The organism is Bacillus sp. JCM 19034, assembly GCF_001310635.1.
Taxonomy (GTDB): domain Bacteria; phylum Bacillota; class Bacilli; order Bacillales; family Bacillaceae_D; genus Halalkalibacter.
Map to the genome: position 1 here is coordinate 78,451 of NZ_BAXR01000005.1, position 14,431 is coordinate 92,881.

Consider the following 14,431-nt stretch of genomic DNA (forward strand, 5'->3'; position numbering starts at 1 on the left):
TCACCCACCTTTTATGAAAATTCCCTCCTGCATACAAAATACAAGAGGAAGATGTGATTATTTCATCGCTATACGACGTTTTCTTGAAATGAGTATTACTGTTACACCAACTAACAATAAAACAAAACCACCAAATAATAAATTTAACGAGTTTGTTGCTGTATTTGGTAACTGTTCTCCTTCACTTGTTCTTTCAATAGTTTCAACAGGAGTTGTAGTTTCTTTATTCTTTGAAGGATCAATCGTTCCACCATTACCTTCTTTCGTAGATTGTGTTGTGTCACTGTTTACTATTTCTGGTTCTTCCTCTTCATCAACTTCCTCTTTCTTTTTTGGCTCTTCTTCAGGCACTTCCTCCTCAGCTATAGAGAAATGATACAAGCCTTCTTCCCCTTGTAAATATAGCTGGTAAGCAACGAGACCACGTAATGCTTGATCAGTTGAGAAAACATCACTATCAGAACCATAACCATTCTTCCAGTAAAACCCACCATCTTCATTTTGATAGCTTATTAAATACTCGACTAGCTTTAAGCTCTCACCATTTTTCTCAAATTCATATTGATTCGCCTCAATTCCAATCGAAGCTAATGCAATGATTACTTGAGCGGCAGTTGAACTATTATCAATTAATGTTGTATTGTTCTCAATGTAGTTTAATGCTGCATCAATGCTTTCTTTTACGTCTGACTGAGATTGATAAGGAGCTAAAGCAGCAATAACCATTGCGGTTGTATCGATATCATCATCGACACCATTCCATCCCCAGCCTCCATTTTCATGTTGTTCAGCTAATAAATGCGAAATAATCCGTTCACGATCCCATTCTGCATCCTCAGGGATTTCGAAATTACCACTATCTAACGCAATTAAGCCAAACGCAACACCATTTAAGCCTTGACGTGTCAGATTGCCATTATAAATCTGTTCAACAAGGTTATAACCTTCAATATCAGTAGGATCAGCACCAGCTGCTAAAATCCCTAATGTTATCCGCTCATAATCGGTAATGTTACGGAATTCACCATTCCTTTCTCGTAACGTTTCCTTCACTTGCTCTAAGTACTGTTCAGGAATTTCCTTACCTGCACGATTTAGTGCAACTGCAGCCCAATCACCAATTGCGTCCGTTAATAAATAGTCACTTGCTGCATCAATCGCACTTTGGATAACTTCCGGGTCTACTTTTTCGGGTTCTGGGGAACTTTCTGAGTTTTCTTTTTTCGTTTTCATCCGTTCCACTATTACCCGAATCATTATCAGCGTCATCTTCCTCATCAAATATGAATTCTACCAACTGAAATACTATTTCATCATTTGGCTGCAAAGTATAGTCACTTGCACCAACCTCGCTAAAAATGTCATTTACGATTAGTGACCAAAATTGATTTTCTTCAGGCTCTTCACCGTAAATGCTCGTAATCATGTTTCCGAAATCAAATTCAAGATATTCTAAATTATCTCTTCCAACTGATATTTTCACTAAATCAAAAGCAGTTGGCTCGCCTATATAATTAATTGCCCATGAATTAGGATATATATTTTCTTCATCTGAATTCAGAACCTTAAGCATTACACTTTCGGTTTCAGTAAACTCATCAACATATAAAAACGTTAAAACATCATTCACTTCAACTGCATAGTTGTCTGCACCTACAGGAGCGGAAATACCATTAATATAAAAAGCCCAGTAGTCATTTCCCTCCGCTTTCATACCATTAATGGTATGAACTAACTTCCCAAAAGAGTACTGATCATATTCAACATTCTCTTCCCCAACATATTTCACTAACAAATCAAATGCCGTGTCGCCATCCTCTATCGCATATTGACTGACATCTACTTCTACAATTGTATTGCTCTGTGCTAATTGTACATCGGGTGCATCCTCAGCAAAAGCTGCTGTATTAACACTACCAAAGAACATAGAAAATACTAGCAATACGGTCATCAACTGATGAAACCACTTTTTCATTTTCGTTCCTCCCCATATTTTTTAACATAAAAAACCCCTACAAAAAGGGGCTACTAATGTTAAGAGTTTTATAGCATAAATATACTACTTTTTCTTAACACCCCATCTATCCGCGTAGAGCATGGTGTTGGCACAACAGGCAGGTATCCTGGCTTGTGATCATCGCTCCCTATGTCTTCCCATCATTTGACAGTGACAAATTATAGGTTGCTCTCACTTACAGTGGCGGGACCGCGTTGGCTTTTCACCAAACTTCCCTTTTAAGCTAGTAAAAAAACTACTAGCACCTGTTTGCTTCACTATGTACATGTCGAAGTAATTATACTTGAACTAGTTCTCGTAATCAATATGAAAAAGTATGTAGTTTTCTCGAATATTTGTATTGTGCAATTGTATAAAGTTTCTAAACAAAAGTTTTTTTAATGGATTAATGGATAAACAGGTCATTCATCCTAATTTATGGTATAATACATACTTATCTGACATAAAATGGACGTTAGGGGTTAAAAATGAGAGTTATACTAGAGACAATTCGATTTGTTTTTATATTTTTTATCAGCTTAACGATATTAGGGATACTCCTGCAATTGATCTACCTTTTTGCAGGCGTAGATACTGACAAATATGATTGGACTGTAATAGCCGCTGGGTTGATTTTCATGTTTCTTCTCTACAAAAATCGAGGCTGGGCGAAAGTGTATAACCGAACGTTTCTAACATCTTCGATTATTTTTATCATTCTCTTAACGTTGATTATTCCAGATAATTCCCCTACACACTTACACTCAACAAAATATGCTTATTCGTATGGTTTCCCGTTTGAGTTTATAACAATCTATATCGAGGATGGTACAAACTACTTACTACCTAATCTACTCGCCAATCCAACCATATATTGGAATGTTACTCCTGGAATATTTCTCAATTTCATTTTAATCTATTTTGCTTTTCATTTTATAAATAAATTCATACAGAGTAGAAAAAAGGAATTAGTAAAACAACAATAATCATAATTGCCATAATTGTATTTTCCATTTAGTAGGTTATTATTTTTTCAACGACAATTATTCAGCGATTGCAGGTTGAATTATTTACTGGTCCTCTCTGATTAATTCATGCAAAAGATGATTTAACTAAACACTATTGCCTCCCTCGCATGAAGAGGGAAGCTCAGCCTGTCGACAAAGTCTCGCAAAAGCGAGACAGGCGACAGGCTTTATTATTGCCAGGAAATCGTCCTCCGACCACGCTACCGGGATGGGGGGCACGCTTTGGGCAGGAGGGCGTTGAACTAACCGGCACGCCGGTGGATTTCAACCTGCCCTTTCCTCCTGCAGGAGTCGGCCCTCCCATCCCGTCCGCTTTGTCTAATGTCAAAAAGGAAATTGGCTTCTCCTCAAATTAGAGATAGAAGTCCAATTTTTTTCTATAATATAAGTGAAAAACGAGGGAGGTCAAAGAGAGCTCAACAGATCCTGAGAGTGGCTACTATGTCAAAAGCGAACGTGAAAAGATGTTTGCCTATAGTTATCACACAGCCTGTGACCGAAATGGCTTTATCTTAGGAACGATTGTAACTCCTGCCAATGTCCTCGATAGTCAAGTGTTTCACGAATTATTTGATCAACTAAAAGAAAACGTAATGAAACCGCAAGTTGTTGCGGTAGATGCTGGATATGAGTTTGTACGACATACAGATATAAATAAAGAGATTTATGCAAAGCGTTTAGAAACAATTGAACACTTCTTTGCCGATCTGAAACAAAAGCATGGTTTGCGTTGGACCAACCAGAAAGGGTTAGGAAAAATTTCAGTCACGCGATGCTTGTTTTTGCTGACATGAACCTAAAAAAATTAGCTAACTGGCACTGGAGAAACACACATCCTCCAGTGTCACCAACAGAAAATAGAAGAAGTTAAAACTCCTTTGAGAATCAACTTCTCAAAGGAGTTTTGTCTACGGTCTGTGCTTCCATAGCATGAAGAAGGATAGCTTTTTTTCTTAGATTTGGTCCAGCTCTCGTAACGATTTCATCACATACGCAAGTAATTGTGGAATATCGTTCATATGTCGTTCGTTCAATTTACGATTGAATCGTATTGTCGTTTGATTTAAATAGCTTTGTTTTTCAGCCTTTTTAATGTCATATGTGAACCGCAGTACTTGTTCAATTGGTAGTGACGGTTCCCATATTTCTTGCAATACGTTGTTTATTTGTTCACATTGTCTGTCTATATGTGCAATTTCTTTATAAAAGTGAACAAACAAATCACAGCCGAACCCCCCGTCTAGTCCTAATAATTCATTGGCAAGCTCTTTTAGAGAAGCTGACAATTCCACTTCTGATTTCACTGACTTTGCATCCGTTAATGTAAAGCTAATTCGAAATTGTCGTGACATTGCAGCTAGCTCGATTTGATCAGAGCGACCAACAATATTAATAACTTGGTCGATATTATCCAGATCATACAATTGATTTTCAAAGGCAACTTTTAAGTTTTCAAAATGCGTTGGATGCACACTCATCACCTCCTATTATTCCACTAATGCCTATTTCAATTTAAACAAGTTCCAATGAAAACGTATACGAATAAAATGATAGTAGCCCATTACAAAATGGAGGGATTTCTCATGGATCCTTTTTTACAAGAAATAAGCTTACATGAAGAGCAAATGAATCATCAACAGAATCCTTACTCACTTTATTCATCATTTTTCCAATGGAAACTATGGCACTCTTTCTTTGCCTGGAGTCCTTTAAAACGTATATGGCCTTAACGCTCCACAACCACCCGCTACCATTTTAAGCGGGTGGTTGTGATAACAATACCACTTACATTTTAAATTCACTTATCTGCTCTTGCAAATCAACAGCCATCGTGCTTAATTCCTCAGCCGTTTTTGCTACAACGTTCATTGATGCAAGAGTCTGTTCTGACGTTGCAGCTACCGTATCTGTTCCTTCGGTCATTGATTGAGAAATTGTTGAAAATTCTTGAACCGCTGCGGTAAGCTCCTCACCTTTTTCATTCATAAATTGTGTAATTTTCGTTACTTCGGAAATTCGTCCATCTACTTTGCCATTGATTTGTTCGATTTGATCAAATAGCTGTTCCATTTCCGCAATCGAAACAAGTCCTGTTTTTACATCTTCTTGTACTTGCTCCATTGATAATACAGTCGAATTCGTATCTTCTTGAATTTCGCCGATCATCCCTCGAACACGTTCCGCTGATTGCCCTGATTGCTCAGCTAGCTTGCGAACTTCATTGGCAACAACAGCAAAGCCTTTCCCATGCTCACCAGCTCGTGCAGCTTCAATCGAAGCGTTTAATGCTAATAAGTTCGTTTGCTCACTAATATTTGTCATTGTACTTATAATTTCATTAATTTCTTTTGATCGTTCTTCCAAGCGTCGAATAATGATCATCGACTTCCCAACCGAATCGGACATTCCTTTAATTTGTTCAGATGTTGATCCCATTCTTTCTTTCCCTTCCTTTGAAACGTGTACAGATTCAAACGATTGAGATTTTAATTCCTCTGATGCACGAACAACCTCCGTAATCCCTTCTTGCTGTGCTTGAACGGCAGCTAAACTTTGATCTGCTCTTGCTTTAACCTGTTCTGCTAGACCTGATAATTCTTGAACTTCGTATGCTGTATGCTCACTTGTCGATGAGTTTTCTTCTGCACTTGCTGTCAACTCTTCAGAAGAGGACGTAACCTGTGTAGAAGATTTGGCAATGTGACTGATCATATTTTTTAACTTCGTTTGCATTTGATTAATCGATGCAGCTAATAACGATATTTCCGAATTCCCTTTCTCATCAAGCTGATCTGCTCTTAAATCACCTTCTGCAATCTTTTCGGCTGCAACTCTGACTAAATCAATTCTATTTGTCACTTTCCTAATGGCGATATACAAAACGAAAGAGGCAAGGCATGTAACAATGACACCAATTATAAATGCTGCATAGGCGAATAAATGAACAGCCTCATAAAACTCATCACTATATGCAGCAACGCCGTACATCCAGTCCCACTCATCAAAGATTGTGACATAAGCAAGCTTTTCTCTTGGTGCTTCGTCACCATCATTTATCCACATATACGTGTAATAACGATCTTCGGGATTAGCTTGATTTGCAGCTTCGATCAGACCACGAATCATATAATTCCCATCTACATCCTGTGCATCATAAAGGTTAACTCCTTCACTACCATGAGGGTGCATGATTGCTGTGCCGTCTTTCATAAATGCGTAAAAATACCCATCTTCACCATATGTAAACGGCACACTCGTATAATCTCTAATGGGATGTCCGGATTCATTTGAACTAATAATGTCCCCCGATATTTTTACTCTTGCTTGCTCTTGAGCTTCATCTAAAGTTAATAATCCTGCATCAACCTGATCTTGAAGCGTTTTCATTAACTCGCCAGCAGAATCAACGATATTTTTTAAATCCTGTTGACCTGCTTCCGTTAGCTGGGTTTTAGCCATTTGATAGCTCGAAATACCTAAAATCGTAACAGATACAGCCATTATAATGACCATAAAAATAAAAATACGATTTGCTAATTGATTCATCCATTTTATCTTCTTGTTCCCCATGCTGACTCCTCCTAATGTTGACTTTTTTTAATATTTCTTATGACTCAAGTGTGATAACATTCTACCCCCTTCATCATTAAAACAGTTGGTTTTCATTTATATCGGCTAATTCTCGCCGAACATTTAGCTGAATATTCTTTATTTTTTGAATTTTATTATTTCAATTTTCTATAAGCTAATTACTTAATTCCTTGCAAAAGTTGTGTACTTATACATGACCTTAGGATTCTCGTATTAATTGTGATCATGCAAAAATGCCTTCAAAGCTTCTGCTTTAAAGGCATCATTGCACCATTTACGTATTGGACACTACTTTTTTATGTCTCTTTTGATTCACCAATTTCTTAGAAATAGTAGGAGCTAATTGAAAGAGGATAATTCCTATCATTGCCGAAATTAATATGAAAATGCTACTAAATGCTTGTATGACACCTGTCGCTAACGCGGCGATAATAATTGAAAATTCCCCTCGCTGAGTGAGTGATAACCCGGCTCTCAATGAAACCTTTTTCGATAATCCGTACCACTGACCTCCAAAGAAACCAACTACTAATTTAGCAATAATCGACCAAACAAGTAAAATGATAAGGAGAGTAACCATTGGTACCCCTTCACTAAAGTTGATCGTCGTTCCAAAATATAAGAAAAATAGAGGTAATAGCAAGTCCCTCGCACGGAACACTAATTCTTCTAGCTCATGCGTTCTTTTCGCTTCTGCAAGCATAATCCCTGCTAGAAAAGCTCCTAACACTTCTGATAAGTCTAAGTACAGTGCTAGTCCACCGTAAGCTAATGCTAGGCCAATGACAAATAAGAGAAAAATCTCATTATTCATATAACGATCAAATACTGGACCTAGCTTACTAAATAAAAATCGACCTAACAAAAGAGCACCAGCTATCAACACAACGACCTTTAATAAAATTAACGACATCGAGGAAAACGTAATCGCCGTTCCAGCCGTTAAACCAACAAGGACCGCAACCATGATTGGGGCTACTAAATCTTCAAAAATTAGTAGTCCAAGCATAAATTCAGATTCTGGGTTAGCCATTCTCTTTGAACTTTCAAGCATTTTAGCCGTGATCGAGGAACTCGTAGCATAGGCGACACCACCTATAATAAGTGAAGGAATCAATTCAAGACCCATCACGACACAAATGGCAACGGTCACCCCAAAGCTTAACACGACATCTAATATACCTGCTGACATCACTTTCTTGGCAACATTTAATAATTGTTTAATAGGAAACTCCATTCCTAGCATAAAAAAGAGTAAAACGATCCCAATTTCACCTGCGAAATGGAGCAAATGCGTATCGGTTATAAAGCCAGCAACAACAATTCCCGCCAATATATAAAAGACTACACTAGGAATTTTTACTTTGTAAGAAATGAATCCTCCTACAAACAATAATAGTAATAGCAGACCTGCTGATAATAATTCTGGTAAGTCCATTCTATTGATCCTTTCCTTCACACATTACTTCAAATTCAACAACAGCATCCTTCTTACCAACAATCATAATCGTATCACCTTTTTCGATAATGTCCCCATCACCAAAATCGACGATGAAATCATCTCCTTTAAAAACGCCTATAATGCTTGCCCCATCGTACAAGCTGTTTAACGTCAATAAACGCCTTTCCGATAACAGGAGACTTATTTGGCACATCTGCCCATTCTACTATTACTTGCTTTCGAGCCATCTTTAATTTTTCGAGTTTATCACTTTCAAGAGGATTAAACGTTGCCCCTAATAATTGGGCTCCAATTTGCTTCGTTTCTTCTGATGATAGATTGAAAGTAAAAACGGCCTCATCATCATCACGATGCTCAAAAAATAGAGCTCTCGCTTTCCAGTATGATGGACAATAATCGCCATCATTTGATCATCATGATTAATAAACGTTATTTTTTTCCTACTCCAGGTAAGTTTGAAATATTCATCTCCATCATTATCACTCTTCCTTTTAGACTGTATACACCTATCTTTCTATTATACAGGTAAACATTTTAATTCCGCAATTTTCTTCCCTTTTCATTCTCGTAAATGTAAACTTATTTTAGAAGAACTACATCTGTTATATACCTATTAATGAGAGTTCTTATTACACATTTGAAATTTTAAAGGAGCGAAATCGTTACTAATGGCTGAACCGTTAAAGAATATGTATAACGAAGCCTTTTTTACTGAATTTAGTAATAAGGTTAAAAACGTATATCCATCATTTCCTACAAATCAATTTATAAATCTCATTTTTGATTCCTCTTGGGACAGGAAAGAATTAAAAGAACGGATCCGTCATATCTCAACATGTTTAGCTCAAACACTTCCGCCTATGTATCGTGAATCTTTAGCGATTTTAAAACAGCTGTCGCCACATTGCAAAGGCTTTGAATACTTATTTTTCCCCGATTTTGTTGAAGCATATGGCTTGAATGAACGGACAGAATCACTGCAAGCGTTAAAACAATTTACTTCCTCTTCGTCTGCAGAATTCGCCATTCGCCCGTTTATCGATGCAGACAAAGAAGCAACCATGACAGTATTATTGCAATGGGCATCTGATGAAAATGAGCATGTTCGTCGATTAGCTAGCGAAGGCTGTCGTCCGCGACTTCCATGGGCCAGACCATTAAAGCAGTTTAAAAAAGACCCAACGCTGATTTTGCCTATATTAGAAACATTAAAGGATGATCCAAGCGAATATGTGCGTAAAAGCGTCGCCAATAATATAAATGACATAGCCAAAGATCATCCAATAATCGTCAAAGAGTTATGCAGAAAGTGGAAAGGGAATTCACCATATACCGATTGGATTGTAAAGCATGGCTGTCGGACGCTTTTAAGAAAAGCGGATCCCGAGGTACTGGAATTATTCGGATTTGATTGTCATCCAAAAATTGAGATTGTTAACATGCATTTATCGACGTCTACATTAAAACGGGGAGAAGACATTGCTTTCAGCTTCCAAATAACAAATGAAACAGCCCATTGCTTTAAATTGAGAATTGAGTACGCAGTTGATTTCGTAAAAGCACGTGGACACTCATCCCGTAAACTTTTTAAAATTACCGAAAACACTTATGAAACGGGGACATATTCCTTTTCTCGAAAGCATTCCTTTAAAGATTTATCAACGAGGATTCACTATCCGGGAGAACATCACATTTCTATTATTGTTAATGGTACAGAATATGCCAAACGCTCATTCATTTTAACTGAATAGTGAAATGATATAGCTACAAAAGAAGAGTCCCGATATACGATTGGGACTCTCTTATCATTTATTTACGGTTTTATAGCAATAAATCGTAACCTTTTGTAATCAGCATACCACTTTCCATCTCGTACTATTGCAGGAGTAGCGATTTTAGTTGCTCTCTCTATGACAGCATGTTTCGTCTGATCATTGTGAACAACTTGCAAAAAATCACCGGCGAAGTTAATTATCCAATCTTGCAAACCTTTAGCCCCATTCTCTAATAAAGTTGGGCGTTCATACAAAACCATTGTGGAGACAGTAAATCCCGCTTTCTCTAATATCGTTGCGTATTCACCGATGCTAGGAAAAATCCAAGGATAATAAACATCCTCCCGTTGAATACCGTGTTCTGCTAATGCTTCATACAAAGCGTTGATAATTGTTTGAACATTTCCTTTGCCACCTAGCTCTGCAATATACCTTCCACCTGGCTTTAATGCCCTGTAAACGGATTGCGATACAGCCTGAGCATTTTTCATCCAATGTAGAGCAGCATTGGAGAAAACCGCATCAAATTGTGAGCGATAAGGTAGACGCTCAGCATCCTCCACATTAAACTCACATTGAGGATAGAGTTGCTTCGCCTTAGTTACCATTGACTGTGAATAATCAATTCCAACTACTCCCGCTCCAAAATCAGCAATTTGCTTCGTTAAGTGCCCAGTTCCACACCCGATATCAAGAATTGTCTCTCCTTGCTTTGATGCTAACAGCTCTAGCAATGATTCTCCGTACTTTGTAACATAAGCAGCAGTTTCATCATAGAATTGTGCATGCCACTCATTTTCACTATGTTTAGCCGTCCCCACCTTAATCACCCCTAGTACGATTAAAAGATATACTTAGGATCATACTACTGCTACCATTATTTGTCTATCATTGTTGAAAATCAATTTTTTCTAAATGTAATCCTTGTGCTTCAGCAAAACCTGCTCGACTGCGATCCTTTGATCGCAATATGTCAGCTATATCTGCTGGCTTCTTCTCACCTAAACCGACTTCAATCAACGTCCCAACCATTTTTCGAACCATATGATATAAAAATCCATCACCGACAACCCGGATCGTAATAAACCCATCAACCTCTTTCATTTCAATCGTTCTTATCGTACGTTCGGCCGACTTCTTTTTCGATTTCGCGTTTGAAAAGGCAGTAAAATCATGCTTACCGATAAAATACTTACTCGCCTCTTTCATTTTTGCGACATTTAATGGCTCCGTTACATGCATACTAAACTTTCTTATAAACGGATTGTGATAGCTTTTATTCCAAATTTGATAAAGGTATGTCTTATCATTCGCATTATAGCGGGCATGAAAACGGTCATTTACTTCCTCTACTTCAACGACGCTAATATCTTGTGGTAGATAGGTATTAAGATAACTCTGGAGTTCTTCTGCTGATATGGCATTACGCAATTTGACATTTGCCACTTGTCCGTATGCATGTACCCCCGCATCGGTTCTACTACTGCCAATTATTTCGCTGTCATGCCCTTCAAGCTTCGTCAATACTTGCTCAATCTTGCCTTGAATCGTATTAGATTGATTCCCAAGTCGTTGCCAACCTTTATAACGTGCCCCATCATATTGTATGACTAGCTTAAAATTCTTCATTATGTACATCCCTTCTACGTCCATTTCCTATTTATCATACCATGCTCTCAAGTGTTGTGTGGCTACTACGCAGAAGCACTCGTTCCAACCTTGATATAAATAATTATCTAAATTAGATTTTCATTGATCTTATCGTCTATACTATATACAAAAAGTTATTTTATATAAGGAGAATATAAATGAATTTCCATACCGCCCCACATACATATGTTAGCTCAGTCCATATTTTTGTTGAAAACCTTGAACGCTCATATGATTTTTACACGGAAATAATCGGTTTCAAGCTTTTAGATAAAAGTGAAAATCAAATTCGGTTATCCGTCGACGGCAATCACCCGCTATTAACCATTGAACAGCCAGATGACGTTATAGCAAAAGAAGGACGTACAACTGGCCTTTATCATTTTGCAATTCTTTTACCAAATCGTTCTGAATTAGCTAAAGCTGTTTTGCATTTAAGTAAACATCAATGGCCAATCGGTTCATCTGATCACCTTGTAAGCGAAGCGATTTATCTGTCTGACCCCGATGGGAACGGTATTGAGTTATACGCCGACCGTGACCCTTCCAAATGGCAATGGCAAGATCAGCAAATTCAGATGACCGTTGATCCACTAAATTTTGAGAGCTTACTTTCAGAGGCAAACAGCGAATCAACTTGGGGAGGGCTTCCTTCTAAAACGTTAATTGGTCATATTCATCTACATGTCGCCCATATCGAAGAAGCAGAGCGATTTTATCGAGATGCTCTTGGGTTTGATATTGTTAGCCGTTTTGGTGGACAAGCAAGCTTTCTTTCAACAGGTAAGTACCATCACCACATCGCTATTAATACGTGGGCAGGTGTCGGTGCAGCCAGACCAGCTAGTAATCAAGTAGGGCTCAAACATTTCACAATAAATTATCCGACAGAACATAAGAGAAAAGAAGCGGTGAATGAATTACGTAAACTGCACTTTACAGTTGAGGAGAGCGATGGTCTTCTGTTCACGACTGATCCTTCGGGCAATAGCATTATATTAGCAATAAATTAACACCAAATCTCATTTCCTTAGCCAAAATCTTAGCTTAAGTAACATTTAAAAGTTCTGGGGAATTATTCAAGTAATATCATCACTATTTTAGTTGAACTCCCATATGATAATGCTGTATGTATCGATAATAGGGAGCAGGACCTAAAATGACCCGAAATTCCAATAAACCTCATAGTCATTGTATTCGTGCTGAGAAAGTATATGATTGGACACAAACCATGATCGAAATGAAAAAATTCATCAATATCCCATCTGAGCTTGGTAAGAAGGCGAAAGATGACATATGTATCCCATTTAAAGTAAAAGGAAACGTACAATTACCAACCGTAATTTGGCAAGCTATAAACATAGTGAGTACTGTTTCTTTTACTATTCATTATTCACCGGATTGCAAATGCGATTTAATTATCTTGATTGATCAGCAAAAATTAACGACACTTGCACCTGGACAAAACTATATCGCGACTGTTAGTCACATTAATCAAATTTCTATTCTATGTGAAGGAAAAAATGTAGAGAATGTAATTTGCTGTGGTGAACTCACCATCACTGTCAATTATAATATGATTGACATAGGTGCTTTTAAAGATATTAAATCAACCTACTGTTTTTTATCTAATAAAGACGGTAAACCTTTCAATCTGCGTGACAAAAACGCTATTGTTTACGAAGAAATAAAAAACAAGTTAGGAAGAAAGACGATAAATGTATCTACCGATATTGGTCAGAAGATTAAACTACAAGAAGTAAGAATTCGTTTCAAGTTTTTTATTACAGTAGAGCTATTGGACTCAACTGGAATTTGCTGTTATTCTTGCACATATCCAATCGATCAAATGAAAACCGTACTACTTTGTGCTCCTAATAAAACAATAATTAAATCAGTCATCTATGACTTTTATTGTGATTCCACTATCAATATGAATACAGAAAAACACCTAGAAATTTGCAATTATATTCAACTATATCAAGATTTAAAAGTAATTTACGAAACAACTATAAACATAGAGGGGCGTTTGTGCAATCCGAATAAGTATTATGATGTTGAAAAGAAATAAGAAACCAAAAGGTACCAATTCTCTCATATTTATTTTTGTTAAAGCAAACAGGTTCTAATATAATTGAACCTGTTTGCTTTTATTTTTCCTCTATTAAATTATCTCATCGTCTAATCGAATAATAGTCAAAGATGCTCCTTGCCCTGCTTGGAGAGTTGTTACAGTAATTAAACCAAATAATTGTAAAGAAACTGTAGAACCCGCAGCTAAGTTTAAAATAATATCCGCACTAAAAGTGGCTATATTTAAAAGGGCATTTCGTACAGTGGCACCCACTGGTGTTCCATTTACTATTAATCTTGAATTCGCAGCTAAGGCTGCAGTGGCGTTTAAATTATAAGTGATAAAGTATCGTCCTGCTGGTCCAATAGTAAATACAGTATTGGCTGGATTCACTGTAATATTTCTCAAATTTTGGTTATTTGGCAAAGGGATTAACGTTCCTCCAGCAACAACAGAAATAGCCGTACCTTGAGTGTTAGTAGCAAATCCTGCTGTTTCTGTTACATTAGGACCAGGCGGACCTGCTGGACCTGCTGGACCCTCCGGGCCTGTCTCTCCTACCGGACCTGCTGGACCCTCCGGACCTGCTGGACCTACTGGACCTGCTGGACCCTCCGGGCCTGCTGGGCCTGCTGGACCTGCTGGACCCTCCGGACCTGCTGGGCCTGCTGGACCCTCCGGACCCTCCGGACCTGCTGGACCCTCCGGACCTGTCTCTCCTACCGGACCTGCTGGGCCTACTGGACCCTCCGGTCCTGCTGGGCCTCTCCTTCCCCTTCGTCCTCTTGGCCCTCTAGGCCTCTAATACAACCATCACACTCATCATCAAATGCCATTATCAGTAGCTCCTTTCAC

At 37.9% G+C, this 14,431-nt stretch carries 14 protein-coding genes, 1 pseudogene and 1 riboswitch; of the genes and pseudogenes, 6 read left to right on the forward strand and 9 right to left on the reverse strand.

The annotated features are described in order from the left end of the window. Positions 1-57: 57 nt before the first annotated feature. Positions 58-1,233, reverse strand: coding sequence for a prenyltransferase/squalene oxidase repeat-containing protein (locus tag JCM19034_RS10085; RefSeq protein WP_062049407.1), 1,176 nt, complete (start codon positions 1,231-1,233; stop codon positions 58-60). After that, complete coding sequence (locus JCM19034_RS10090; RefSeq protein WP_062049409.1) at positions 1,154-1,975, reverse strand: DUF4430 domain-containing protein; 822 nt, start codon at positions 1,973-1,975, stop codon at positions 1,154-1,156. Before JCM19034_RS10090 ends, JCM19034_RS10085 begins: the two co-directional genes overlap by 80 nt. A gap of 120 nt (positions 1,976-2,095) precedes the next feature. Beyond that, positions 2,096-2,281: riboswitch (cobalamin riboswitch) on the reverse strand. Between the two features lie 203 nt (positions 2,282-2,484). On the opposite strand from JCM19034_RS10090, the gene JCM19034_RS10095 reads away from it, so the two are divergent. Together JCM19034_RS10095 and JCM19034_RS20985 are read left to right on the forward strand one after the other, a co-directional pair. Continuing rightward, positions 2,485-2,982 (forward strand): hypothetical protein, encoded by a 498-nt coding sequence (locus JCM19034_RS10095; protein WP_062049411.1) that lies wholly within the window; start codon positions 2,485-2,487, stop codon positions 2,980-2,982. Between the two features lie 437 nt (positions 2,983-3,419). Continuing rightward, positions 3,420-3,953, forward strand: a pseudogene (locus JCM19034_RS20985) (transposase); the annotation flags it as partial. 24 nt (positions 3,954-3,977) lie between these two features. Here the strand turns inward: JCM19034_RS20985 and JCM19034_RS10110 are convergent. From JCM19034_RS10110 to JCM19034_RS21765, 4 genes are all read right to left on the reverse strand, one after another. After that, a complete protein-coding gene (locus tag JCM19034_RS10110) occupies positions 3,978-4,496 on the reverse strand; it encodes a hypothetical protein (protein WP_062049419.1) in 519 nt (172 codons plus the stop codon). A 313-nt stretch (positions 4,497-4,809) separates the two neighbouring features. Beyond that, positions 4,810-6,594 (reverse strand): methyl-accepting chemotaxis protein, encoded by a 1,785-nt coding sequence (locus tag JCM19034_RS10115; RefSeq protein ID WP_062049421.1) that lies wholly within the window; start codon positions 6,592-6,594, stop codon positions 4,810-4,812. Between the two features lie 295 nt (positions 6,595-6,889). Next, a complete protein-coding gene (locus JCM19034_RS10120; RefSeq protein ID WP_062049423.1) occupies positions 6,890-8,053 on the reverse strand; it encodes a cation:proton antiporter in 1,164 nt (387 codons plus the stop codon). Position 8,054: 1 nt separating this feature from the next. After that, positions 8,055-8,231 carry a TrkA C-terminal domain-containing protein gene (locus JCM19034_RS21765; RefSeq protein ID WP_156323948.1) on the reverse strand — a complete coding sequence of 59 codons (177 nt, stop codon included), beginning with the start codon at positions 8,229-8,231 and terminating at the stop codon, positions 8,055-8,057. A 514-nt stretch (positions 8,232-8,745) separates the two neighbouring features. Between JCM19034_RS21765 and JCM19034_RS10125 the strand changes: the two genes are divergently transcribed. Further along, entirely contained in the window at positions 8,746-9,828 is a 1,083-nt protein-coding gene (locus tag JCM19034_RS10125) for a DNA alkylation repair protein (RefSeq protein WP_062049425.1), read from the forward strand. Between the two features lie 62 nt (positions 9,829-9,890). Here JCM19034_RS10125 and JCM19034_RS10130 read toward each other — a convergent pair whose 3' ends face one another. Together JCM19034_RS10130 and truA are read right to left on the reverse strand one after the other, a co-directional pair. Then, complete coding sequence (locus JCM19034_RS10130; protein WP_062049427.1) at positions 9,891-10,673, reverse strand: class I SAM-dependent methyltransferase; 783 nt, start codon at positions 10,671-10,673, stop codon at positions 9,891-9,893. Between the two features lie 67 nt (positions 10,674-10,740). Beyond that, a complete protein-coding gene (gene truA / locus JCM19034_RS10135; protein ID WP_062049429.1) occupies positions 10,741-11,481 on the reverse strand; it encodes a tRNA pseudouridine(38-40) synthase TruA in 741 nt (246 codons plus the stop codon). Between the two features lie 179 nt (positions 11,482-11,660). On the opposite strand from truA, the gene JCM19034_RS10140 reads away from it, so the two are divergent. Together JCM19034_RS10140 and JCM19034_RS10145 are read left to right on the forward strand one after the other, a co-directional pair. Continuing rightward, positions 11,661-12,515 carry a VOC family protein gene (locus tag JCM19034_RS10140; RefSeq protein WP_062049431.1) on the forward strand — a complete coding sequence of 285 codons (855 nt, stop codon included), beginning with the start codon at positions 11,661-11,663 and terminating at the stop codon, positions 12,513-12,515. A 146-nt stretch (positions 12,516-12,661) separates the two neighbouring features. Then, positions 12,662-13,573: an S-Ena type endospore appendage gene (locus JCM19034_RS10145; RefSeq protein WP_062049433.1), complete on the forward strand. Its 912-nt coding sequence runs from the start codon at positions 12,662-12,664 to the stop codon at positions 13,571-13,573. 93 nt (positions 13,574-13,666) lie between these two features. Here JCM19034_RS10145 and JCM19034_RS10150 read toward each other — a convergent pair whose 3' ends face one another. Further along, positions 13,667-14,002: a hypothetical protein gene (locus tag JCM19034_RS10150; protein WP_082393959.1), complete on the reverse strand. Its 336-nt coding sequence runs from the start codon at positions 14,000-14,002 to the stop codon at positions 13,667-13,669. Between the two features lie 46 nt (positions 14,003-14,048). Here JCM19034_RS10150 and JCM19034_RS10155 point away from each other — a divergent pair, with 46 nt between their 5' ends. Further along, the gene (locus JCM19034_RS10155; protein WP_062049436.1) at positions 14,049-14,381 is read left to right on the forward strand and encodes a hypothetical protein; all 333 of its coding nucleotides are present in this window, start codon (positions 14,049-14,051) and stop codon (positions 14,379-14,381) included. Positions 14,382-14,431 lie beyond the last annotated feature (50 nt).